The sequence below is a fragment of the Bacillus sp. LBA3-1-1.1 genome, from assembly GCF_040676495.1.
GTDB classification, from domain to species: domain Bacteria; phylum Bacillota; class Bacilli; order Bacillales; family Bacillaceae_G; genus Bacillus_A; species Bacillus_A nitratireducens.
On the sequence record NZ_JBEGIB010000010.1, the window covers coordinates 23,464 to 48,704 of the forward strand.

The window sequence follows — 25,241 nt, forward strand, 5'->3', positions numbered from 1 at the left end:
CCCCTCCTATTCTAACGGCGCCGAAGGCGTGTCACGTTTGACAACCGTAATATGCTCTACGTCATTTAAATCAGCAGCAGGTTTTACATAAGCTGTTTTTGTTAAACCGTATGGATCAGGCTGAACATCAACGATTTTTCCGATTACAAGACCTTTCGGGAAAATATCACCAAGTCCAGATGTTACAACTAATTGATCTTTTGCTACTGGCGCATCAGAGCCAATCTTTGTGAAAAGAAGTAAGTGCTTTTCTTTGTCGTAACCTTCAATCAATCCAAAGATTTTCTCATCACCTTGTACGATAGCAGAGACACGATTTGTTCGGCTCATAGAGCTTAGTAACTCTACTGATGATGTAAACTGAGATACACTTTTCACTCGTCCAACTAAACCTTGTGAAGTTATTACAGCCATATCTTTTTTAATTCCTTGCTGTGCCCCTTTATCAATTCCAACTAGATCGTACCATTTGTCGGGATTACGAGAAACAACAGTAGCTGGAATTTCAGTATAACCGCTATTTAACGCTGTTTTACCAGTTAACTCTTGTAGTTTCTTTTTATCATCTTCTAATTGTTTTACTTTTCCTGATAGTTCTGCATAATTATCTAATTTTGCTTTTAATTCTTTATTCTCTTCATACGTGCGCTTTACATCTTCCACATTTTCAAAGAATCCAGCTACGTATTTCGCTGGCTTTTGGAATACACGCTCTACAACACCGACAGTATCTTTAACAAACTGCTCTGGCCATGTCAAACTATTCCGTTCTTTCAATGAGATTCCAATCAATGCCACGAGAAGAATAATACTAACTAACAAAACAATTAATCTTTTGTTTAAGAAAAACTGTGGCACGTTCACACCCTCTTAATTTTACTGATTTTTATTTTGCAATATTATCGAGCAGCGGTTTTGAAAAGATCGATATTGTCTAATGCTTTACCCGTTCCAATTGCTACGCAATCTAATGGGTCTTCTGCAACAAGAACTGGCATATTTGTTTCTTCACTAATAACTTTATCTAAGTTACGTAGTAATGCCCCGCCACCTGTTAGTACGATACCACGGTCCATGATGTCTGCCGCTAATTCAGGTGGAGTTTTCTCTAACGTATTTTTAACAGATTCTACAATTGCATCTACTGTATCTTTTAATGCATCTGCAATTTCTTCTGGTTGAATTAGTACTGTTTTTGGTAAACCACTTACTAAATCACGACCGCGAATTTCCATAGGCTCGATACCTTCTGGCTCGCCTGCAGAACCGATTTCTAATTTTAATGCTTCAGCTGTTCTTTCACCAATCATTAAGTTATAGCTTTTCTTAATGTACTGAATGATTGAATCGTCCATATCATCACCAGCAACACGAACTGATTGACTTGTTACAATACCACCTAAAGAAATGATTGCAACTTCTGTTGTACCGCCACCGATATCAACAACCATACTACCAGTCGGTTCCCAAACAGGTAAGTTCGCACCAATTGCCGCTGCAAATGGTTCTTCAATTGGATAAGCGTCACGAGCACCCGCTTGACGAGTCGCATCGATTACTGCACGTCTTTCTACAGCTGTAATACCAGACGGTACACATACCATTACGTAAGGCTTACGTGAGAAGAATCCATTTGATTTTTGAGCTTGTTGAATGTAATATTTCATCATTGTTGCTGTCGTTTCGTAATCAGCAATTACACCGTCTTTCATCGGGCGAAGTGCCACAACGTTTCCTGGTGTACGACCAATCATTTGTTTTGCATCGCTACCTACAGCAACGATTTGTTTCGTATCAGTTTGTAACGCTACTACTGAAGGTTCACGTAAAACTACACCTTTTCCTTTTACATATACAAGCGTGTTCGCAGTTCCTAAATCTATTCCAAGATCGCGAGTAAAGCCACCAAATCCAAACATATTATTTATCTTCCTTTCTTGTTTTCACGGACTCATTTTTTCTTACTTTATATGATAAAAACAGTACGTTTTTTTATATCTGTATCCTTTTTGTAGATAAATTTCTACAAAAAACTCATAAATCACATTATAAAACAAAATAAGTAAAAAGCATAGTCTTAAATATGACCTTTTTCCTTTAAACTCACGAATTTATGGTCGCCTATTATAATATGATCGAGCACTTCAATTCCGATAATTCGACCGCATTCTACTAAACGTTTTGTTACTTCAATATCTTCTCGGCTCGGCGCCGGATCTCCTGAGGGATGGTTATGAAGACATATTATAGAGGCTGCTGCACGACGAAATGCTTCTTTAAAAACTTCCCTCGGATGCACAATCGACGTATTTAAACTTCCAATAAAAATTGTTTGCCTATGTATAACTTGATTTTTCGTATTCAAATATAAACACACAAAATGCTCCTGCTGTAAAAAACGCATCTCTTCCATCATATAACTCGCACAATCTTCCGGGCTTCGAATGCTATATCTATTTCGATATTCTAAACGAACCATTCTTCTCCCTAATTCAAAGGCAGCCATAAGTTGCGATGCTTTTGCAATCCCAACACCATGAATGCCTATCAGCTCTTCTAATGTTGCGTCTTTCAACATTCGTAAACCATCAAAATGGTGTAAAATTTTATCTGATAACGTTAAAACTGTATCTTCTTTAGAACCTGTTCTGAGTAACACTGCAAGAAGCTCTCGATTCGATAAACTTCCAGTTCCCTCCAACAATAAACGCTCCCGTGGCTGTTCCTCTTTCACAACATCACGAATCCCGTTCATTTCTTCACCTCTTTTTTATTAGTTCTCTCAAAGAAAACCCCATGCAATTTTTACGCATGGGTTACATCGCTACCAAACTGTTTTAATTCACGAACAAGACGTGCAATTGGCAAGCCTACTACACTATAATAATCCCCTTGAATGTGCTGAACAAAAATAGATCCTTTCCCTTGGATCCCATAACTTCCTGCTTTATCAAGTGGTTCCTTCGATGCAACGTATGCGTCAATTTCATCTTCTGTTAATTCCCAAAACGTCACTTCTGTGCGCTCATAAAAAGTTACCGTTTTCTCTTTTGATATAATCGCAACACCAGTATATACTTCATGTGTTTTCCCTGATAATAATTGTAACATTTCTTTCGCCTCAGCCTCATTAGACGGCTTTCCAAGAATACGTGACTCATATGTAACAATTGTATCTGCACCTAACACAATATCATCACTATAATTTTCTGCTACGGCAGATGCTTTTTGTAAAGCAAGCGACATAACAATATCAGAAGGTGATGAATATGCACCAATCGTCTCATCTACTTCACTAACAACAACTTCAAATAGCACATCAGCTAATTCAAGCAGTTCCTTCCTCCGAGGTGATCCTGAAGCTAAAATAATTTTTTTCATGTTTTCTCCTTCCTTTCTCATATGAAGCAGAACAATTCCTATCAATCGTATCAAAAGAATAGTTTCCCCACAAATTAGAGAAATATTATTTTCTCTAAACAAAACAACATTTTTTTAATACGATTATACTCTGCCCACAAAGAAAGCACTTTGCTCTAGATTCAAAAGAAAAGAAAGAAGTATAAATACTTCTTTCCCCTTCATCTTATTATCATTTCACTTTTTGTGAAACTATTTTTTCATATGAAAGTAAACCGTCAATAATAACTTGATTTAATTTAGCTACAGATTCCTTATCACTCTTCCCTTCCTTAATTGTTTGCACAGCTACTGACGTGTACGTATAAAGCTTCTTCGCATCTTCACGCTTCATACTTTGCCCTTCTTTTTCAAGCGCTTTCCACTCTTTTGTGATTGCTTCTATATCTTTTGGGTTACTCTTTCCACTAGTTTGCACACCGAAAACGTATTTTTCAAAATGAGTATACAATGGCTGTACCTTCGCTAAAAACCCACCCACTTCTTTATCATTTTTGAGTAATGCTTTATCTGTAATATCCCAATTTTTTTTCAAAACTGAAACACCATCTTGCTTATACTGGCCTATTAATTGATTCACAGCTTGTTCATCACTTGCAACACCAACAACTAACGCATACTTATCACCACTCGGTTTCAAAGCAGCGACGCCCCCATTACTTTTCCACTCTTCAATAGCTGCCTGTCCCTTTTCTTCAGAGGAATATAGCCCTCCTTGAACGAAAAATAGTTTCATCGGTTCTAATGCAGCTCCTACCTGTGCTTTTTGTTTTTCCTCCTTTGGTGGTACTGTTTGTTCTACCGTTCCGTTCACCTTTTGTTCCTCATTGCCTGTCTGCTTCGAAGCCGTTACCGTACCTTCCCCTGTTGTCCCTTGTCCAGTTAATAAATGAATTATCCCCATCCCAAATACAGTACCGATAATAATTGCAGTTGCAACGATTGCGATTATTGTAGTACTCCATTTCTTTCGGTATTGTGCCATAGACGATGTCTTTTCTTTTTTAAAAGGTACAACATTTTGCGGTCTTTCACTTTCGACTACCATCCATTCAAACTCATCTTTCTTCTTTTCTTCATACTTCGCTTCTGTTCCATTTACTTTCACCGAGATCGTTCGTGATTGCTTGTCCATACACTCACACCTCACCTCTTATCGTTGTCCGCATCATATCATATTCATTTCACAAAAAAACGAGATATTTGTCAGAGGAATTCGCCAAATTATCCTATATAATTATCTTATATGTATGCATTTGACTGCATTTGTAGAACAAAAAACTAGATAGCAAATACTATCTAGTTTTTTTCGCAAATATATTTTCGAACTTCGGAAATGAAATATAGAGAACCTGTTATGATGAAAACATCATTTTCTCCTATCATTTCAATCTTCGTATCAATTGCCTCTTTCCAATCTTCAAAAATTAATTTTGATTCTTTTTGTGAATACGATGCAAGTTTGTCAGCAGAAATAGCACGATCAAAGGCGAATGTTGTAAAAATAATTTCATCGGCAATGGCTTCTAATTGCCCTACCATGTTATGTAACTGTTTGTCACCAAGAGCAGTAAATAAAACTACTACATTTTTATCTTTGTAATGTGCCTCTACTGTTTTCACAAGGCTTTCAATACCCTCTGGATTATGAGCACCGTCTATTATGATATCTGGATTACTTTGTAACTTTTCAAATCGACCAATCCAGTATGCTTCTTGTAATCCAACTTTCATTTCCTCTTCATTAATTAAAAATGATAAATATGTTTTTAAATACATTACAGCCATAAGCGCTACTGTAGCATTGCCTACTTGATGAATACCTTTCATCGAAATCCGAACATCTTCAAATGAGGCGAATGGACAAGCAAAATCAAAATGTTCCCCATCTTCATTAGAATGTTTATGTAGTGATGTAAACTGTTTGCCAAGTTCATATACGTTTGCATGATTTTCCTTCGCAACCTTTTGAATGACTTGCAATGCTTCCTCATCTTGTACACCAGTAATTACTGGAACACCTGATTTAATAATCCCTGCCTTTTCATATGCAATTTCTCCTAGTGTATTCCCTAAAATATGCATATGATCGTGACCGATATTCGTAATAATCGTGAGAACAGGATGAATAACATTTGTAGAATCAAACCTTCCCCCAAGCCCTGTTTCAAATAAAACAACATCACAGAAATTAACTTTACCGAAATAACAAATTGCCATAACAGTAATAATTTCAAACTCAGTCGCTTCTCCTAAATCCGTCTCGTCTAGTTTTTCAACGACTGGCTTTACCATCTTTACAAGTTCAATAATCTCTTCATCTGCAATTGGTGTTCCATTCACACTAATACGTTCATTAAATGTTTCAATATACGGAGAAGTAAACGTTCCTACTTTATATTTCGCGCCTTCTAACATGTTGCGCATATATGTTAAAGTTGAACCTTTTCCATTTGTACCAGCAAGATGAACACATTTTATATGGCGCTCTGGATTTCCGAGCTCTTCTAACATCCATTGCATTCTTTCTAGTCCTGGCTTTATCCCGAATTTCAATCGGCTATGAATCCATCCTATCGCTTCTTCGTATGTATGTATCACGTATGTTATTCCCCTTTCAAAAGACAACCTTCATACTTCTATTATACGCAAAGAAAAGAGACTCACCAATATAGTGAGTCTCTGAAAAAATATTTTATTTCTCAAGATCTGCTAGACGTTGGCGAACTGCTTCACGTTTTTCTAGGTAGTCTTGCTCTTTCGCACGCTCTCCGTCAATAACTGCTGCAGGAGCTTTCGCTACGAAACCTTGGTTTGAAAGTTTCTTCTGTACACGTTCTACTTCTTTGTCGAACTTCTCAAATTCTTTCTCAAGACGTGCTCTCTCTTCATCAAGATTGATAAGATCAGCTAACGGTAAGAATAACTCTGCACCTGATACGATTGCAGTCATTGCTTTTTCTGGCGCTTGTAAATCCGTTTGAATTATTAATTCGCTTGGGTTACAGAAACGCTCAATGTAAGAGCTGTTTTTTGTAAGTTGAGCAAGTACAGCCTCATCTTTTGCTTTAATTTGCATTTGAACTTTTTTGCTCATTGGCGTATTAACTTCTGCACGGATGTTACGAACAGAGCGAATGATATCAACTAGAAGATGCATTTCTGCCGCAGCTTCTGTATCTTGTAAATCTTCGCGAACTGTTGGCCATGCTGCTACTGTAATAGATTCGCCTTCATGCGGTAAATGTTGCCAAATCTTCTCTGTTACGAATGGCATGAATGGGTGTAATAGACGCATTGTTTGGTCTAATACGTAAGCTAAAATAGAACGAGTTGTTTTCTTAGCGGCTTCATCTTCACCGTATAGTGGAAGTTTCGCCATTTCAATGTACCAGTCACAGAAATCGTCCCAAATGAAGTTGTATAATGAACGACCAGCTTCACCAAACTCATATTTATCCATGTTACGCGTTACGCTTTCGATTGTTTCGTTTAAGCGAGTTAAAATCCACTTATCCGCAACTGATTTTTCACCAGTTAAATCGATTTCTTCATACTTCATATCATCCATGTTCATTAATACGAAACGTGATGCGTTCCAAATTTTATTAATGAAGTTCCAAGTAGATTCTACTTTCTCCATGCTGAAGCGTAAATCTTGGCCTGGTGCACTTCCTGTTGATAAGAAATAACGCATTGCATCTGCACCGTACTTCTCGATAACATCCATAGGATCAATACCATTGCCAAGAGATTTACTCATTTTACGTCCTTGTTCATCACGAACTAAACCGTGAATTAATACATCTTTAAATGGACGCTCTCCTGTAAACTCTAAACCTTGGAAAATCATACGAGATACCCAGAAGAAGATAATATCGTAACCAGTTACTAGTGCATCTGTTGAATAGTAACGTTTAAAGTCTGCTGAATCTTCATCCGGCCAGCCAAGTGTTGAGAACGGCCATAACGCTGAACTGAACCATGTATCAAGTACATCGTTATCTTGATTCCAGTTTTCAATATCTGCTGGTGCATCTGTACCTACGTATACTTCACCAGTTTCTTTATGATACCAAGCTGGAATACGGTGTCCCCACCATAATTGACGAGAAATACACCAGTCGTGAATGTTTTCCATCCAGCGTAAGTATGTGTTTTCAAAACGTTCTGGTACGAACGTTACTTTTTCTTCTTCTTTCTGTTGAAGCTCTACTGCTTTTTCAGCAAGTGGAGCCATTTTTACGAACCATTGTGTTGATAAGTAAGGCTCAACAACTGCACCACTACGCTCACTATGACCTACTGAGTGCATATGAGGCTCGATTTCTACTAATACGCCAGCTTCTTGTAAGTCTTTCACTAATGCTTTACGGCATTCGAAACGATCCATGCCGTTATACTTACCAGCTTTTTCGTTCATCGATCCATCTTCGTTCATTACTAAGATACGTGGTAAGTCATGACGGTTACCTACTTCAAAGTCATTCGGGTCATGAGCTGGTGTAATTTTTACAACGCCTGTTCCGAAATCTTTTTCTACGTACTCATCAGCGATAATCGGAATCTCACGGCCTACGATTGGAAGTGTAACTGTTTTACCGATTAAGTGTTTGTAACGATCATCTTCTGGATGAACTGCTACTGCTGTATCACCAAGCATCGTTTCTGGACGAGTAGTTGCAAGACGAATATGCCCTGAACCGTCTGTTAACGGATAGTTCATATGGTAGAATGCACCTTGAACTTCTTTATGAATTACTTCAATATCAGAAAGGGCCGTGCGTGTTGCTGGATCCCAGTTGATAATATATTCACCGCGGTAAATTAAGCCTTTTTCGTATAATTGAACGAATACTTTATTAACCGCATCAGATAAACCTTCATCTAATGTGAAACGTTCACGAGAATAGTCTAGTCCTAAACCAACTTTCCCCCATTGTTGACGAATGTGAGAAGCATACTCTTCTTTCCATTCCCAAGCTTTTTCAAGGAATTTCTCACGGCCAAGATCGTAACGTGAAATACCTTCTTCACGAAGTTTCCCTTCTACTTTCGCTTGCGTTGCGATACCAGCATGGTCCATTCCTGGAAGCCACAGTACATCGTAACCTTGCATACGCTTCGTACGAGTTAAAATATCTTGAAGAGTTGTATCCCAAGCATGACCTAAGTGTAACTTACCAGTTACGTTCGGAGGTGGAATTACAATTGTATATGGTTGTTTCTTCTCGTCTCCTGTTGCTTCGAAATATTTGCCTTCAAGCCACCATTGGTAAAGGCCTTCTTCAACGGACATATGATCATATTTAGTTGGTAAATTCTTTTCCGTGTTTGACATTATTTTCCCTCCTTAAAATAAAAAATGCCCCTCATCCAAAAAAGGACGAGGGACATCGCGGTACCACCTTTATTTACAAACAAATTCAAAATTTGCTTATACTCTTAATTTGATAACGGACAAATCCGTCTTTTCCTAATGAGAACTATTCCGTTCAGAAAAGATGCTCCAGGGCTACCTTCTAACATAACTATCTAGAGAATCTCCCAGCTAATGATTCTCCTCTCTGAAGACGTTTCATGTCATACTCTTCCCCTTCAATGCATTTATATGATTGTTAATTATTATATACAATAGTGTAAAAAACGAAACCTTATTCGTCAAGATAAATTTGAAACTACGGCTTTTATCTCTTTATGGAACTAATAAAAAAAAGATAAGCAGGGTTCTCCCTACTTATCTTCTTCATCCGTTCCCTTGCTGGGCAGCTTGTAATTGCGAAAGGAAATATTCTGTATTACTAACGAGCCAATGCGATTGCTGCAAACTTTTCACCCCGTGGAGCTCATTTTCTTCATTACGACACTCTCTTCTTTTCGTATACGACTGAATTTGCCGAATAAAATGCGATGGATACGTCATATATGCAAACATAAGAAGCTGCTCCTCTTTCGTAAACGGGAAATTTTTTTGATACATTTGATACCATTCAAAGCGGTCACTCCGTGCAATTGGATATGTGTTTAAAGACCGAGAATAAAAACCTACTATATCTTGCACAGGCGTTGCAAACTGCGATTTTTCTAAACTAATAAAATAGCCGTTTCGCTCATAATCAAATAAAAAATGATTAAGCGATACATTCCCATGAACGAAAGTAGTACGTGTTGTTTCCTTTTCTTTCATCGCATCATGCCATTCATTTAATTGCTTTGTTGCGAACTCGCGAGCTCTCATAACATGGTGATAATACGTACAATATTGTAATTCAAACGGAGACATATACCACTTCGCTTCAGATTCTACAAGAAACTCTTCTAACATCTCACCATCATTTTCCCAACGGTCGGATATATTTGTATAATGTTTTTCTAACTCTTCTTCTGTATACGTCTCCTCTTTCACCGTTTTTTGATGTAACGTTCCGAGCGTCTGAAACATTTTGTGATATTGATCGTTATCCTCACCGTTTCCTTCCGCACGCTCTAACCAAGGCATTAAATAATAACTATATGTCCCATCACTTAAGACATAATTTCCGTCCGTCGCATGATAAATAGGTACATAATTCGAAAAACCTCTCTCTTTCAAGTATTGAATGTGATGCAAAAAATTATTCCGCTCTAATTTTCTATCTTGTATTTTCTTTAACGCATACGGACCTTGATTCGTATAAATTTTCATTACACTTCCGTGCTCTTCCATATGCTGCGTATCCAATCTATATTGCCTGACAATGGGTTCATAACGATTTCGTAATTCCATATCCATACGAATGACCCTTTCTTGTTCAAAACATAGCTTCTAGGAAAAGAAAAGAGGTGAGTGAAAAAACTCACTCACTTATTTCGCCTTTGCTTTTGAAACAGGAATATATATAATTTGCCCTGTAGTCAAATATATATCTTCTGATTGATTTACACGGTATAAGTTTTGTACAGTCGTTTCATAACGATCTGCAACAGATTCAATCGTATCCCCTTCTTGCACGAAATACATTCTTAACTTTGTAAATTCTTCTTCCGGTTCTTTCGTAAATAATTTCGTTAAATAAAGCGCATTTTCATCTCGCTGTGAGTACGCTTCTTCTTCTTGCTCTTCTTGTTTTCTTGCTTTTTCTTTCTTGAAATCTTTTCGTCCGAACAATTCAAATTGTGGCGTTGTTTCTTTCTCCTCTTCACGCTCCACAAATTCATGTTCTTCTATTTCCTCTTCCTCTACTTCCTGCTCTTTTCTTTCCTCTAGTTGAAACGGTTCAAATGCGTAATCTTCCCACTCATCTGATTCCTTATAAGATGGTTCTTCTACATATGGTACGGGTCTATTTTCATCCTCTTGTTCTGAATCATCTTCTAACTCAGTATATGTCGTGTCGTCCTCTTCTTCCTCTTCCTCAATTCTTTCCTCGTCACATAAACCGGTAATAGATATATCCGCTAACAATTGTAAGCAACCATTTTCCTTTAATTCATAATCAAATTCCTCAATTGATACATATAATTCTTCAATGACTTTCACTCGATTTCTTGGAATTGATATTTCAAGCGGAAAGGAATGGACAAGCTCATTAACCCCGTCTGCCCTTGTTTCTACATAATCAATTGCCTTTGCTGGTGATAGCTCTCTTAATGAATAAGCTGAATCATCTTGCCTTGCAACATACTCTCCCGTTAAATCTAACTGCCCTCTCACGATAACTTCATGATCAAGCTCTTCTATCTCAACGTCTGGATCTAACGAAATTGACAAAAGTTCTTCGACTTCCTGTCCTTTTTGGAACCAAACAGATTCTTTTAATGAAAATCGTAATGAATGATCTGTTGCCACTTCTTTTCCCCCTCCCAAACTATATGTCATTACAGATTTATGTATGGAAAGCCTACTTTATGAATAAAAAAAATCGCTCCCCTTATGGAGAGCGATTTTCTTTCATAAATTAAGCTTTTAATTTTGACATTGCAATTTCAGCCGCTGCAATTGTCGCTTCAATATCTGCATCACTATGTGCTGTCGATAAGAATAAACCTTCGAATTGAGATGGTGGTAAGAATACACCTTGTTCTACCATTTCACGATAGTAAGCCGCAAAGAATTCTAAGTTTGAAGATTTTGCTGCATCGTAATTAATAACCTGCTCATCTGTGAAGAAAATACCAATCATAGAACCAGCGCGGTTAATACAATGCGGAATGCCATGTTTTTCAGCCGCTTTACGTAAGCCAGCTTCTAACATTTCAGCTTTACGCTCAAATTCTACATATGATTCTGGCGTTAATTGTACTAACGTTTCATAACCTGCTGCCATCGCAAGCGGGTTACCTGATAAAGTACCAGCTTGGTAAATCGGTCCGCTTGGTGCAACTTGGCGCATAATTTCTGCTTTACCACCGTATGCTCCTACTGGTAAGCCACCACCGATTACTTTACCTAAACAAGTTAAATCAGGTGTTACGCCGTAATAACCTTGCCCACAATTATAAGCAACTCGGAATCCTGTCATTACTTCATCAAAAATAAGCAATGAACCGTTTTGCTCTGTTACTTCACGAAGGCCTTCTAAAAATCCAGGTTGCGGAGGAACAACACCCATATTGCCCGCTACTGGCTCTACAATTACACAAGCAATATCATCACCGAATTGTTCAAAAGCGTATTTCACACTTTCTAAATCGTTATAAGCTACTGTAATCGTATTTTTCGCTACACCTTCTGGTACACCAGGGCTATCTGGTAAACCTAGCGTCGCCACACCAGAGCCTGCTTTAATTAATAACGAATCGCCATGACCATGGTAACAACCAATGAATTTCAAAATTTTGTTACGGCCTGTATAACCACGAGCTAAACGTAGTGCACTCATTGTCGCTTCTGTTCCAGAGTTAACCATACGTACAATCTCAATTGATGGTACGCGCTCAATAACAAGTTTTGCTAATTTATTTTCAATTTCTGTTGGTGCACCGAAGCTTGTACCTCTTTCAGCAACAGCTTTTAGAGCTTCTACAACACGATCATTTGCATGACCATGAATTAAAGGACCCCATGATAATACGTAATCGATGTATTCATTTCCATCGATATCATATACTTTAGAACCTTTTCCACGCTCCATAAACAACGGATTCATACCGACAGATTTAAAGGCACGAACAGGGCTATTTACGCCACCAGGCATTAAGTCTTGTGCCTCTTCAAACGCCGCAATAGACTTATCAAACTTTTTCATTATTTAGCGCCTCCTTCTTGTAACCATCTTGCTGCATCTTTCGCATGATACGTAATAATTAAGTCTGCTCCTGCACGTTTCATGCTAATTAATTTTTCAAGCACAACTTCTTTTTCATTAATCCAACCATTTTGCGCTGCCGCTTTAATCATTGAATATTCACCACTTACGTTGTAAGCAACGATTGGTAAATTAAAGTTATTTTTCACATCACGAATGATATCTAAGTAAGAAAGAGCTGGCTTTACAATTAAGAAATCTGCCCCTTCCATTACATCTGATTCTGCTTCACGGAACGCTTCCATACGGTTCGCTGGATCCATCTGATATGTTTTGCGATCACCAAATTGTGGTGCACCGTGAGCCGCATCACGGAATGGTCCGTAAAATGCTGATGAATATTTCACAGCGTACGACATAACTGGCACATGACCAAAACCATTTTCATCTAATGCATGGCGAATTGCTGTTACGAATCCGTCCATCATGTTTGATGGTGCAATAATGTCCGCCCCTGCTTTCGCTTGGCTTACAGCTGTTTTCGCAAGAACTGCAAGAGACTCGTCATTTAAAATAATACCATCTTCAATCACACCGCAATGACCATGGCTTGTGAATTGACATAAACATGTATCCGCAACTACTACTAGCTCAGGGAAATCACCTTTAATTTGCTTAATTGCACGTTGTACAATTCCATGATCACAATATGCTGATGACCCAACTTCATCCTTTTCAGCAGGTAAACCAAATACAATAACAGAACGAATACCCAAGTCAACAACCTCTTGCATTTCAGCTTGCAATAAATCTAAAGACATTTGATATACGCCTGGCATAGAAGGAACTTCATTACGAACATTTTCACCTTCTAATACAAAAATAGGGTAAATAAAATCTTCCGTATGTAAAAACGTTTCACGCACAAGCGCACGCATGCCCCCGCTTTGTCTTAAGCGACGATGACGATTAAATTGTAAAGAATTCATAGATTTCTATCCCCATTCTTTTATTTTATCCCGCTATTTGCGGGCAGTAAGACCCCACTAATTAAAGTTTCACTTTATAGATTCACAAATGCATTGCAGCAATGCTTCTACAGTGTACTCTTTTGGCACAATAACATGCGAAAAATAAAGGCTCGCCTCTTTTTCCGTAATAGGCCCTATACAAGCAATTGTACATTTTTTTGTCCATTCTCTCCAGTTTGTACCCTCAAGTAAACGAACAAAACTAGTGACAGTTGAAGGGCTCGTAAATGTAATAATGTCTACTTTCCCTAACTTCAACGCTGCTATAAGCTCTTGCTTTTTCTCTACATTTACTTTCGTACCGTATACGATTAGCTCCTCTAGAGAAACACCTCTTTCCCGAAGTGTAACTGGAATTACATCTCTTGCTAAATTCCCTTTCGGAAATAAAATACATTCGTTTCCACTTAGTTTTTTTACAAACTCTTCTGCAAATACTTCTGCAACAAATGCAGTGGGAACAAAATCTACTTGATAGCCTCTCTTTTCTAACTCTAACTTTGTTTTCACGCCTACTGCAGCAATTTTAATCGTTCCGGGGAGCTTCTTTCTCAAACTATCTAGAAAAAAAGCTACCCCATTTTTACTCGTAAAAATAACCCAGTCATACGAATGTAGCTGCCCTGCTATATGTTGAATTTGCCGATGAGACATACCTTCCATACGCAAAAGCGGAATTTCCAATGGAATTCCGCTCCTTTCTTTCACTGCTACACTCATTTGTTTCGCTTGGTGCTGGGCACGTGTAATCAATACTGTTTTGCCAGCGAGAGCGTTCATATTTATTGTTGCTCCTTATTTGCAGCAAGGATGAGCTCTTTTGCTCCTTGTTTAATTAAACGGTCCGCAGCCTCTAATCCAACTTGCTTCGGATCAGTGCCTACTACTGTCTCTTTCAACAAAACAGAACCGTCCATAGAACCGACAAGCGCTGTTAATTCGATTGCATCGTCTTCTTTAAGAGTTGCATATCCAGCGATTGGAACTTGGCATCCACCTTCAAGTTTATGAAGAAATACTCGTTCAGCAGCCACTGTTCTTTCTGTTACTGCATCATTAATATGTGCTAACAACTGAAGTAAATCCTTATCGTCCTCACGACATTCAATCGCTAATGCACCTTGTCCTACAGCTGGTACACATAACGTTTCATCTAAATGTTCTGTAATAACTTCATCGTCCCAGCCCATTCTCTGTAATCCAGCTGTCGCTAAAATAATTGCATCGTAATCTTCATCTTTTAACTTACGTAAGCGTGTATCAATATTTCCTCGAATCCACTTCACTTGTAAATCTGGTCTCGCAGCTAGTAGTTGCGCACTACGTCTCAAACTACTCGTCCCTAAGATTGCACCTTTTGCTAAGTCTTTAAAAGATTCCCCGCTTTTAGAAATAAAAGCATCACGAGGGTCAACACGCTTTGGTGTACAACCAATCATTAACCCTTCTGGAAGTACGGCCGGCATATCTTTCATACTATGTACAGCCATATCGATTTCTTTCGTAAGTAACGCATGTTCAATTTCTTTAACGAACAAACCTTTTCCGCCTACTTTTGAAAGAGTAACATCTAAAATCACATCACCTTTAGTGACAATTTCTTTCACTTCAAATTCATATGGTAAACCAAGTGCTTTTAACTGATCAATAAACCAGTTTGTTTGTGTTAATGCTAGTTTACTCTTTCGTGAACCTACAATAATTTTGCGCATAATTCTCTCTCCTCATTATAAATACCAAAAGTGGAAATTAGATAAACTACTTAATAGAAAAATGTTAACTAGCATTACGAGAAATGCCCCTACATTCCACAGTACAATTTTCTTCCCTTGCAGCACATCTGCCGCTCGTAAATACAAGCCCGCACAATATACAAATAGAACAACAAACGAACCGATTACTTTCGTATCATACCAATGGAAATTGTCCAATTTTGTATATCCCCATATACATCCTAATAAAATTGCTAGTAAGAAGAATGGAACAGAAAATAAATTTAATCCGAAAGACGTAGATTCAAGCTTCGGCAAATTCCCTAACCTTCTTAATCTCGCATTCCACTTTTTCTTTTTTAATAGGCGATATTGCAGTAAATACATAATAGAAAAAATAAACGATACAGTAAACGTTGCATAAGAAATAATCGCCATTCCGACATGCACGTATACAAGTTCTGAAACCAATTGCTCTGCAAGTACTGGCGACATCTTTCCGAGCGGTGTAAAAATCGAAAAAGCGCTTACGCCAAATGCAACAACATTTGTAAAAAAGACTAAAAAGTCAACGCGCATAAATCGATTTATTACTAACGACATCGTAATCAATAACCAAACATAAAAATAAATCCCTGATAATAAAGTTAATATGGGATTCGTTTCTGAATCTGTCGCCCTAAGCAACATAAAAATAGACTGCAATACCCATACAATCGAAAGTAACCAAAAAGCAAATCGGTTCGCCTTTCGGTTACTTTGGAAATAATCTATAAAATATAAACTAATGCTACAAGCATATAAAATAATTGCAATATGATAAATAATACTGTTATTTAAAAAACTCATCCGATCATCCTTCCAAATTATAAAGATGGAACGGATGGTGTCCACGCTCTTTTATGTTCTACTTCTTCCGCACGACTCTCTACTTCTTCCACTTCTAAATCAAAAATCTTCGCAAATAAAGCTAGTTTTTCCGTTGCTCCCTCTTCTGCAGCTATTTCTTTTGCTACTAAAATTGGGTCTTTTAATAATTGGTTAATAATACTTTTCGTATGCTTACTAATTACTTTTTTCTCACGATCACTAAGATTTGGTAATTTACGTTCCAGACTTTCCATCGTTTCACTTTGAATAGCAAGTGCCTTATCACGAAGCGATGATATTAATGGAACAACACCAAGTGTACTTAACCACGTTTTAAATAAAACAATTTCCTCTTCAATCATAAATTGAATTTTCTCCGCTTCTTTCAAACGCTCAGCACGGTTTGCTTCCACTACTCCTTGCAAATCATCAATGTCATATAAGAAAGAACCTTCTAATTCATCAATCGCTGGATCAATATCACGTGGTACTGCAATATCAACCATAAATAAAGGACGACCAGAGCGCATTTTCTCCACTTTCGTCATCATCTCTTTCGTAATGACATACTCTGATGCACCAGTTGAACTAATTAAAATATCCGCTTCTAATAATGCACATTGTAATTCACTTAAAGATTTTGCATGTCCCATATATTTCTCAGCCATTACTTCCGCTTTCGAAAGCGTCCGGTTCATAACTGTTACTTTACGAGCACCGCTTCCGTATAAGTTTTGCAATGCCAGTTCACCCATTTTACCAGCACCAAGAATGAGCACATGACAATCTGTTAAATCGCCAAATATTTTCTTTCCAAGCTCAACAGCAGCATAACTAACAGACATCGCACTTTCACCAATTGTCGTTTCAGAGTGCGCACGTTTCGCTAATGTAATAACTTGCTTAAACAATTCATTAAAAATTGTGCCCGTTGTTTTTACTTGTTGCGCTTCTAAAAAGCTATCTTTTATTTGACCTAAAATTTGCGTCTCTCCAACTACCATAGAATCTAAACCGCACGTTACGCGGAATAAATGATCTATTGCACCATCTTGTTCAAAAATAGACAAGTATGGTGCGACTTCTTCTATTTCAAGCTGAAACCAATCAGCTAAAAACTTCTTAATGTAATACCGTCCCGTGTGTAATTGATCGACAACAGCGTAAATTTCAGTGCGATTACAAGTTGATACAATGACATTTTCTAACACGCTCTTTTGGTTTTGTAATGTAGTCATTGCTTGCTCTAGCTCTGCTGCCTGAAATGTGAGTTTCTCACGAAATTCTACAGGGGCTGTTCGATAATTTACACTAACAACAAGAATATGCACGCAGCATGTCCCCCTTCACCCGTTTTATCACTTTATCTACTATCATAATACAACTTTCCTCTTATGAATCTGACAATCGTGTGAACAACTGATTATTTTTTATTTATTCTCCATATGTAATAAAGGAGCTTCAGTAAAATTAATAAAGAAACCTCTACTTTATAATGATTATAAAATAACAACTCTATTTGTACGTTACCAAAAAAAGTCTTCATAATCAAGTGATGGAAACTATTCCATATTAATTATAACATCATCTTTTCTATCTTCTTTCATCATGAAGGAAAATATGTATGATTGTTCCAAAATATAGTCCTCACTTTCTCAATGCAATGCATTTGACATTGTATTTCTTTTTGGTTATATTGATTTTACAAAATTAAATTGTGCACAACTTAATTAGAAGGGAGTTATGTATGACAGAGAATTCTTTACATCTAGATAACCAACTTTGTTTTTCTATTTACGCTTGTTCTAAAGAGGTTACCCGTTTTTATCGGCCCTATTTAGAAGAAATGGGTATTACGTATCCCCAGTACATTACTTTACTCGTACTATGGGAGCAAGATGGGCTAACAGTGAAAGAAATTGGCGAACGCCTATTTTTAGATTCTGGTACGTTAACACCTATGTTAAAACGAATGGAATCATTAAAACTTGTAAAACGTGTTCGCTCAAAAGAAGACGAGCGAAAAGTTTGTATTGAATTAACAGAACAAGGTAAAGATTTAAAAGAAAAGGCTTGTTCATTACCGACAACGATGGCTACAAATTTAGGAATTACAGAGCAAGAATATCGTTCTTTACTCATCCAATTAAATAAATTAATTGAAACAATGAAAACCATTAATGATAGAAAAGGGGAATAAACATGGATAAATTATATACTGCTTCAGTAACAGCAACAGGTGGAAGAAACGGGAAAGTAGTTTCAGATGATGGCATATTAAACCTTGATGTAAAAATGCCGAAAGCACTAGGTGGTGCAGGCGGAGAGGCAACAAATCCAGAACAACTATTTGCTGCTGGTTATGCAGCTTGCTTTGATAGTGCATTACAACTTGTCATTCGTACAAAACGTGTGAAGGTGGAAAGTACAGAAGTAACTGCTCACGTTTCTATCGGAAAAGATACAGATGGTGGTTTCGGTCTATCTGCTGTACTTGATGTACATGTCGCTGGCGTTTCTCATGCAGAAGCACAAGAACTTGTAGAAGCTGCTCACGGGGTGTGTCCGTACTCTAAAGCAACACGAGGGAATATTGAAGTAACATTAAACGTACGCTAAAAGTTTAGTAAATAAAAAAACGCGCGACATTCGTCACGCGTTTTTTGTTTTTGTCATTTTATGAATTGCTTTCCATGCCTCTTCTTTTCCAAGTCCTGTTTCAGAAGAGAATAGAACGATTTCATCGCCAATTTCAACAGCAAGCGTTTCTTTTACAACTTTTAAATGCTTTTGCCATTTCCCTTTCGGAATTTTATCGGCTTTCGTTGCAATAATAATTGTTGGGATTTCATAATGCTTTAAGAAATCATACATCATCACGTCATCTTTTGTTGGTTGGTGACGTAAATCAACTACTAATACAGCTGCGTCTAATTGCTCACGTGTTGTAAAGTACGTTTCAATCATCTTGCCCCATGCCGCGCGCTCCGTTTTAGATACTTTCGCATATCCATAACCTGGAACGTCAACAAAATGCATCATTTCATTGATTAAGAAAAAGTTCAGCGTTTGCGTTTTTCCTGGTTTAGAAGAAATACGTACTAACTTTTTACGATTTAAAATTTTATTAATGAAGGAAGACTTCCCGACATTTGAACGACCTGCTAATGCAATTTCTGGTAAATCACTGTCTGGATATTGTTCTGGTTTAACCGCACTAATTACAATATCTGCTTTTGTTACTTTCATTGTTTCACTCCTACTAATGCGTGCTCCAATACTTCGTCTAAATGAGATGCAAGCACAAACGTAAGGTTTTCTTTTACGCTCTCTGGAATATCATCTAAATCTTTCTCGTTTTCTGCTGGCAAAATAATTTTTGTTAAGCCTGCGCGGTGAGCACTTAATGTTTTTTCTTTTAAACCACCAATTGGTAATACACGACCACGAAGTGTAATTTCACCTGTCATACCTACTTCTTTACTTACAGGAATACCTGTTAGTGCCGAAATAAGTGCCGTTGCCATCGTAATACCTGCTGACGGTCCATCTTTTGGAACTGCTCCTTCTGGAACATGAATATGAATATCATTTTTCTCATGGAAATTCGGATCGATCTGCAGCTCTTCTGCACGAGAACGAATATAGCTAAACGCTGCTTGTGCTGATTCTTTCATAACATCCCCAAGTTTCCCTGTTAAAATTAATTTCCCTTTACCTGGCGCTACAGACACTTCAATAGCAAGTGTATCACCACCAGCTGCTGTATAAGCTAAACCAGTCGCCATACCAACTTGGTCTGTCTTCTCAGCTTGTCCGTAACGGAATATGTGCTTGCCAAGTAAATCAACAACATTTTTCTCCGTTACAACAATGCGCTTGCGTTCTGCTGTAACAATGATTTTTGCTGCTTTACGACAAACTTTTGCAATTTGACGCTCTAGTGTACGAACACCAGCCTCACGTGTATAATAACGAATAATTTCAAGAAGCGCTTCATCACGTACTTGTAAATTACCTTTTCGTAAGCCATGCTCTTTTAATTGTTTCGGCAGTAAATGTTCACGAGCAATGTGCACCTTTTCAAGTTCTGTATAGCCAGCAATCGAAATAATTTCCATACGGTCAAGCAACGGACCTGGAATACTTGAAAGTGTATTGGCAGTTGCTACAAACATAACTTTCGATAGATCATATGGCTCTTCAATGTAATGATCACTAAAGTTATGGTTTTGTTCTGGATCTAACACTTCAAGTAATGCTGCTGATGGATCTCCACGGAAATCGTTAGACATTTTATCAATCTCATCTAATAAGAAGACTGGATTAACTGTTTTCGCCTTTTTCATACCTTGAATAATGCGTCCTGGCATTGCTCCAACATACGTACGACGGTGACCACGAATTTCAGACTCATCACGTACACCGCCAAGGGATACACGGACAAAGTTACGATTCAATGATGTTGCGATAGAACGAGCTAACGAAGTTTTTCCGACCCCAGGAGGTCCTACTAAACAAAGAATAGGGCCTTTTAATGAGTTAGTCAATTTTTGTACAGCTAAATATTCAAGCACTCGCTCTTTTACTTTTTCAAGGCCGTAATGATCTTTATTTAAAATCTCTTCAGAATGACCAAGATCAATCATATCCTCTGTCGCTTCTGTCCACGGAAGGGCTAATAACCAGTCAATATAATTGCGAATAACACCGCTCTCCGCAGAACTTGCTGGTAACTTTTCATAACGATCTAATTCTTTCAGCGCAGCCTTCGATGTTTCTTCAGGCATTCCTGACTGTTCAATTTTCTCACGAAGTTCTTCAACTTCCCCGCCCTTACCTTCTTTATCACCAAGTTCTGTTTGAATCGCCTTCATTTGCTCACGTAAGAAATATTCTTTTTGTGTGCGCTCCATTGAACGTTTCACTTTTTGTCCAATTTTCTTTTCTAGGCTAAGCAACTCTTGTTCATCTTGAATAATTGAAATAAGTGTATGTAGTCGTTCTTTTACAGATACAATCTCTAAAATCTCTTGTTTCTGCTTCGTTTTAATCGGCAAATGAGAAGCAATTAAGTCAGCTAGTCTTCCCGGTTCTTCTACATCGGCTACCGTTGCAAATGTTTCATTTGAAACTTTTTTCGAAACTTTAATATATTGTTCGAAATGCTCCAGTAACGTACGCATAAGAGCTTTCTCTTCTAAATCATCTTCTACTTCATCAGTTACCGTTTTAATTGAAACTTGTACTACATTTTCTTCTTCGATAAACTCTACTACTTCTGCTCTATGTAAACCTTCTACAAGGACACGAAGCGTACCGTTCGGCAACTTTAACATTTGCTTCACTTTCGCCACTGTACCTACACTATATATGTCATCTTCTTTCGGATCGTCGATATTCATTTCTTTTTGCATCGCTAAAAAGACGATATTTTCATCCATTGCCGCCTGCTCTAGTGCTTGTATCGATTTATCACGTCCTACATCAAGATGCAGAACCATCGTTGGATATACGAGAACGCCTCTTAATGGTAGGAGGGGCACAATTCTTTCGTTCGTATTCATACTAGACATAGCACCTCCATAATAAATTAAACTCCTGTTCAACTATTTTATATTACAATACATCTAGATGCAATTGCAGAGATTCTCCGCAATTGTAAATATCTTGTTTTTCTCCCTTACGAAAAGAAAAAGACTCCGCTTAAGCATACAAACTTAAACGAAGTCTGGCAAATTTTATTATCGTTTATTCTTACATTGATTGTGCATCTGTTTCGTCCAAAGCAGTCTGTACATCAATCTCACGATGCATATTTTCCTGCATAAATGTTAATTCAAATACTTCTTTTAATTTGCGGACAGGAATGATTTCAATTCCCTTTATTGTATACAAAAATGGTTGCATGTTTTCAGCCGGAATAATGACTTTCTTAGCCCCCGCTTTTTTCGCAGCTTTTATTTTTGCGTACACACCACCAATAGGCTTCACTTCTCCGTGGATACTTATTTCACCTGTCATCGCTACTTCATTATTCACATATGTACGATGCACCGCTGAATAAACACCCGTTGCCATAGCAATCCCTGCCGAAGGACCATCAATCGGGATACCGCCCGGAAAGTTAATATGTATATCATAGCCTTCTGGAAGTACATCTAGAGAACGGAGTACTGTTAATACGTTATCAACAGAACCTTTCGCCATACTTTTACGGCGGATTGATTTCGTTTGACTCCCAATACTTTCCTCTTCCACAATACCAGTTACATTTACTGATCCTTTATCTTTCGCAGGAATAGCTGTTACCTCAATTTCTAATAAAGCGCCTGTATTCGGTCCATATACAGCAAGCCCGTTCACAAGACCAATCCTTGGAATTGGATAAATGTGCTTTTCGTACTTTGGTGTAAGTTGGCTCGAATGAACAACCCACTCGATATCCTCATCTTTAATGAAAGAACGTTCTTCATTTATCGCCATACCAGCAGAAATTTGTACGAGATTAATCGCTTCCCGTCCATTTCTTGCATACATTCCAATCATTTCAATACCGTTCTTACCTATTTGCATTTCCACTTTGTCAGCTGCATTCTTCGCTACTTTTTGAATTTCTTCTGTTTCTAACTCCCGGAAGAACACTTCTAAACACCGCGACCGAATTGCAGGAGGAATTTCCTCTGGCGAACGCGTCGTTGCACCAACTAAGCGAAAATCGGCTGGTAAACCTTTTTGAAAGATATCGTGTATATACGTTGGAATCATCGAATTTTCTTCACTATAGTACGCACTTTCCAAAAATACTTTCCGATCTTCTAACACCTTTAACATTTTGTTCATTTGAATCGGATGTAATTCACCAATCTCATCAATAAACAAAATGCCTCCATGCGCATCTGTTACAGCCCCTTTTTTCGGCTGCGGGATACCCGCTTGCCCCATTGCACCCGCTCCTTGATAAATTGGATCATGGACTGAACCAATTAAAGGATCTGCAATACCACGTTCATCAAACCTAGCTGTCGTCGCATCAAGTTCGATAAATGTTGCATTCGTACGGAATGGAGATTTTGGGTTTCGTTTCGCTTCTTCTAATACAAGGCGTGCTGCCGCTGTCTTTCCGACACCTGGCGGACCATATATAATCACATGTTGCGGGTTAGGACCACAAAGAGCCGCTTTTAACGACTTAATCCCGTCTTCTTGCCCCACAATGTCTAAAAAGGATGTAGGACGCACCTTTTCCGCAAGTGGCTCTGTTAAAGAAACCTCACGCATTTTACGAAGCTGCTCTAATTCTTTTTTCGATTCTCGATCAATTGAAACTTTTTGTGTTCGCTGATTTCGAAGTAAATGCCAAAAGTACAATCCGACAATTACACCAAAAACAAGTTGAACAAGTAAAAATATATTTGTCCAGCTCATAATTCATTTCCTCCCGCTATGTTTTATCTTTTAGTATTTCCTGGGAGGAATAGTGCTAAACATAAAGAAAAACAGCAATTATAAAAATTGCTGTTTCTTCTTCGCATTATGCAGATGTTTTTGTATCAAGTACAGTACCGTCTTGTAACACCAATTTTGGCGGTGCATTATCAGCTACTGTTTCTTTTGTAAGAATACACTTCTCGATATCTTTGCGAGATGGAAGTTCGAACATTACATCAAGCATTAAGCCTTCAATAATAGAACGAAGTCCACGAGCACCTGTTTTACGTTCAATTGCTTTTTTCGCAATCTCAACTAGTGCACCTTCTTCAAACTCTAACTCAACATCGTCAAGCTCCAATAATTTTTGGAATTGCTTAACAAGTGCATTTTTCGGTTTAGTTAAAATATCTACAAGAGCATCTTCATCAAGCGGCTCTAGGTTCGCAATAACTGGAAGACGACCGATAAACTCCGGAATTAAACCGAATCTTAAAAGGTCCTCTGGTAAAACGTGAGATAAAACATGCTTCTCATTTACATCAGCATTTTTCTTCTCAGCACCAAATCCAATTACTTTTTCACCAAGGCGACGTTTAATAATTGGCTCGATGCCATCAAACGCTCCACCACAAATGAATAAGATGTTCGTTGTATCAATTTGAATAAACTCTTGATGCGGATGCTTACGACCACCTTGAGGTGGAACGCTTGCTACAGTACCTTCTAAAATTTTCAGAAGTGCCTGCTGTACACCTTCACCAGATACATCACGTGTAATTGATGGATTTTCGGACTTACGTGCCACTTTATCAATCTCATCAATATAAATAATTCCTTTTTCCGCTTTTTCTACATCGTAATCAGCCGCTTGGATTAATTTTAGTAAGATGTTTTCTACATCTTCCCCAACGTATCCAGCTTCAGTTAAAGATGTTGCGTCCGCGATTGCAAATGGAACATTTAAAATACGCGCTAATGTTTGTGCCAATAATGTTTTACCACTACCTGTTGGCCCAATAAGTGAAATATTACTCTTCGCTAATTCTACATCATCAATTTTGCTGTTAGAATTAATGCGTTTGTAATGGTTATATACCGCTACCGCTAGTGCTTTTTTCGCGTTATCTTGTCCGATGACATACTCATCTAAGATTTCACGAATTTCTACCGGTTTCGGTACATCTTTGAATTCTACTTCTTCGTCCTTCGCAAGCTCCTCTTGTACAATTTCAGTACAAAGCTCGATACACTCGTCACAAATGTAAACACCTGGACCTGCAACTAACTTTCGAACTTGCGTTTGTGTTTTACCACAGAAAGAACATTTTAATTGACCTTTTTCATCATTAAATTTAAACATATTTTCACACCCCTTACAAAGTGCTAACCTCTTGCCTTCGTATGTACACGATAAATGTATCGTATGTAAATACATATTATGTCACTACGTGGCGAGAAATACAAATAATATGACTAGTTATGTACAAATAAAAAATTTTAAAACTTTTGAAATATGTATATTCGACTTATGAAGAAACTTTTCCTTC

21 protein-coding genes and 1 other annotated feature are annotated in these 25,241 nt (G+C 37.8%); of the genes, 2 read left to right on the top strand and 19 right to left on the bottom strand.

Annotation, left to right across the window (positions count from 1 at the left end):
- Positions 1-6: 6 nt before the first annotated feature.
- The 15 genes from mreC to hemA form a co-directional block, all read right to left on the bottom strand.
- A complete protein-coding gene (gene mreC, locus MRBLBA3_RS10040) occupies positions 7-858 on the bottom strand; it encodes a rod shape-determining protein MreC (RefSeq protein ID WP_001135479.1) in 852 nt (283 codons plus the stop codon).
- A 41-nt stretch (positions 859-899) separates the two neighbouring features.
- Positions 900-1,919: a cell shape-determining protein MreB gene (mreB, locus tag MRBLBA3_RS10045; RefSeq protein WP_000466737.1), complete on the bottom strand. Its 1,020-nt coding sequence runs from the start codon at positions 1,917-1,919 to the stop codon at positions 900-902.
- Between the two features lie 158 nt (positions 1,920-2,077).
- On the bottom strand, positions 2,078-2,755 hold the full coding sequence (gene radC, locus MRBLBA3_RS10050) for a DNA repair protein RadC (RefSeq protein ID WP_044737643.1): 678 nt from the start codon (positions 2,753-2,755) through the stop codon (positions 2,078-2,080).
- Between the two features lie 50 nt (positions 2,756-2,805).
- Complete coding sequence (locus tag MRBLBA3_RS10055; protein WP_000720483.1) at positions 2,806-3,381, bottom strand: Maf family protein; 576 nt, start codon at positions 3,379-3,381, stop codon at positions 2,806-2,808.
- Between the two features lie 211 nt (positions 3,382-3,592).
- Positions 3,593-4,555 (bottom strand): hypothetical protein, encoded by a 963-nt coding sequence (locus MRBLBA3_RS10060; RefSeq protein ID WP_000361025.1) that lies wholly within the window; start codon positions 4,553-4,555, stop codon positions 3,593-3,595.
- Between the two features lie 164 nt (positions 4,556-4,719).
- Positions 4,720-6,021: a bifunctional folylpolyglutamate synthase/dihydrofolate synthase gene (locus MRBLBA3_RS10065; RefSeq protein WP_000582042.1), complete on the bottom strand. Its 1,302-nt coding sequence runs from the start codon at positions 6,019-6,021 to the stop codon at positions 4,720-4,722.
- A gap of 94 nt (positions 6,022-6,115) precedes the next feature.
- Positions 6,116-8,761: a valine--tRNA ligase gene (locus tag MRBLBA3_RS10070; protein WP_000072220.1), complete on the bottom strand. Its 2,646-nt coding sequence runs from the start codon at positions 8,759-8,761 to the stop codon at positions 6,116-6,118.
- Positions 8,762-8,799: 38 nt separating this feature from the next.
- Positions 8,800-9,031: a binding site (T-box leader), on the bottom strand.
- Between the two features lie 135 nt (positions 9,032-9,166).
- The gene (ysxE, locus tag MRBLBA3_RS10075) at positions 9,167-10,192 is read right to left on the bottom strand and encodes a spore coat protein YsxE (protein ID WP_363381090.1); all 1,026 of its coding nucleotides are present in this window, start codon (positions 10,190-10,192) and stop codon (positions 9,167-9,169) included.
- 72 nt (positions 10,193-10,264) lie between these two features.
- A complete protein-coding gene (spoVID, locus tag MRBLBA3_RS10080; RefSeq protein ID WP_363381093.1) occupies positions 10,265-11,278 on the bottom strand; it encodes a stage VI sporulation protein D in 1,014 nt (337 codons plus the stop codon).
- Between the two features lie 79 nt (positions 11,279-11,357).
- The gene (gene hemL, locus MRBLBA3_RS10085) at positions 11,358-12,647 is read right to left on the bottom strand and encodes a glutamate-1-semialdehyde 2,1-aminomutase (protein WP_000712930.1); all 1,290 of its coding nucleotides are present in this window, start codon (positions 12,645-12,647) and stop codon (positions 11,358-11,360) included.
- Complete coding sequence (gene hemB / locus MRBLBA3_RS10090; protein ID WP_001087063.1) at positions 12,647-13,636, bottom strand: porphobilinogen synthase; 990 nt, start codon at positions 13,634-13,636, stop codon at positions 12,647-12,649. Before hemB ends, hemL begins: the two co-directional genes overlap by 1 nt.
- Before the next feature lie 69 nt (positions 13,637-13,705).
- Positions 13,706-14,458, bottom strand: coding sequence for a uroporphyrinogen-III synthase (gene hemD, locus MRBLBA3_RS10095; RefSeq protein WP_000992360.1), 753 nt, complete (start codon positions 14,456-14,458; stop codon positions 13,706-13,708).
- A gap of 2 nt (positions 14,459-14,460) precedes the next feature.
- Positions 14,461-15,390 (bottom strand): hydroxymethylbilane synthase, encoded by a 930-nt coding sequence (hemC, locus tag MRBLBA3_RS10100; protein WP_001226437.1) that lies wholly within the window; start codon positions 15,388-15,390, stop codon positions 14,461-14,463.
- A 15-nt stretch (positions 15,391-15,405) separates the two neighbouring features.
- Entirely contained in the window at positions 15,406-16,239 is an 834-nt protein-coding gene (locus MRBLBA3_RS10105; RefSeq protein ID WP_000009001.1) for a cytochrome c biogenesis protein, read from the bottom strand.
- A gap of 17 nt (positions 16,240-16,256) precedes the next feature.
- Positions 16,257-17,591 carry a glutamyl-tRNA reductase gene (gene hemA / locus MRBLBA3_RS10110; RefSeq protein ID WP_000547846.1) on the bottom strand — a complete coding sequence of 445 codons (1,335 nt, stop codon included), beginning with the start codon at positions 17,589-17,591 and terminating at the stop codon, positions 16,257-16,259.
- Positions 17,592-18,007: 416 nt separating this feature from the next.
- Between hemA and MRBLBA3_RS10115 the strand changes: the two genes are divergently transcribed.
- Together MRBLBA3_RS10115 and MRBLBA3_RS10120 are read left to right on the top strand one after the other, a co-directional pair.
- Positions 18,008-18,460 (top strand): MarR family winged helix-turn-helix transcriptional regulator, encoded by a 453-nt coding sequence (locus MRBLBA3_RS10115; RefSeq protein WP_044737640.1) that lies wholly within the window; start codon positions 18,008-18,010, stop codon positions 18,458-18,460.
- Positions 18,461-18,462: 2 nt separating this feature from the next.
- Positions 18,463-18,879 (top strand): organic hydroperoxide resistance protein, encoded by a 417-nt coding sequence (locus MRBLBA3_RS10120; RefSeq protein WP_000359777.1) that lies wholly within the window; start codon positions 18,463-18,465, stop codon positions 18,877-18,879.
- Between the two features lie 33 nt (positions 18,880-18,912).
- Here the strand turns inward: MRBLBA3_RS10120 and ysxC are convergent, their stop codons facing one another.
- From ysxC to clpX, 4 genes are all read right to left on the bottom strand, one after another.
- Entirely contained in the window at positions 18,913-19,509 is a 597-nt protein-coding gene (ysxC, locus tag MRBLBA3_RS10125) for a ribosome biogenesis GTP-binding protein YsxC (RefSeq protein ID WP_000869121.1), read from the bottom strand.
- Positions 19,506-21,836, bottom strand: coding sequence for an endopeptidase La (lon, locus tag MRBLBA3_RS10130; RefSeq protein WP_044737639.1), 2,331 nt, complete (start codon positions 21,834-21,836; stop codon positions 19,506-19,508). The genes ysxC and lon overlap by 4 nt, the downstream gene beginning before the upstream one ends.
- 181 nt (positions 21,837-22,017) lie before the next feature.
- Positions 22,018-23,688 (bottom strand): ATP-dependent protease LonB, encoded by a 1,671-nt coding sequence (lonB, locus tag MRBLBA3_RS10135; RefSeq protein ID WP_044737638.1) that lies wholly within the window; start codon positions 23,686-23,688, stop codon positions 22,018-22,020.
- Between the two features lie 106 nt (positions 23,689-23,794).
- Positions 23,795-25,054: an ATP-dependent protease ATP-binding subunit ClpX gene (gene clpX / locus MRBLBA3_RS10140; RefSeq protein WP_000472284.1), complete on the bottom strand. Its 1,260-nt coding sequence runs from the start codon at positions 25,052-25,054 to the stop codon at positions 23,795-23,797.
- Positions 25,055-25,241 lie beyond the last annotated feature (187 nt).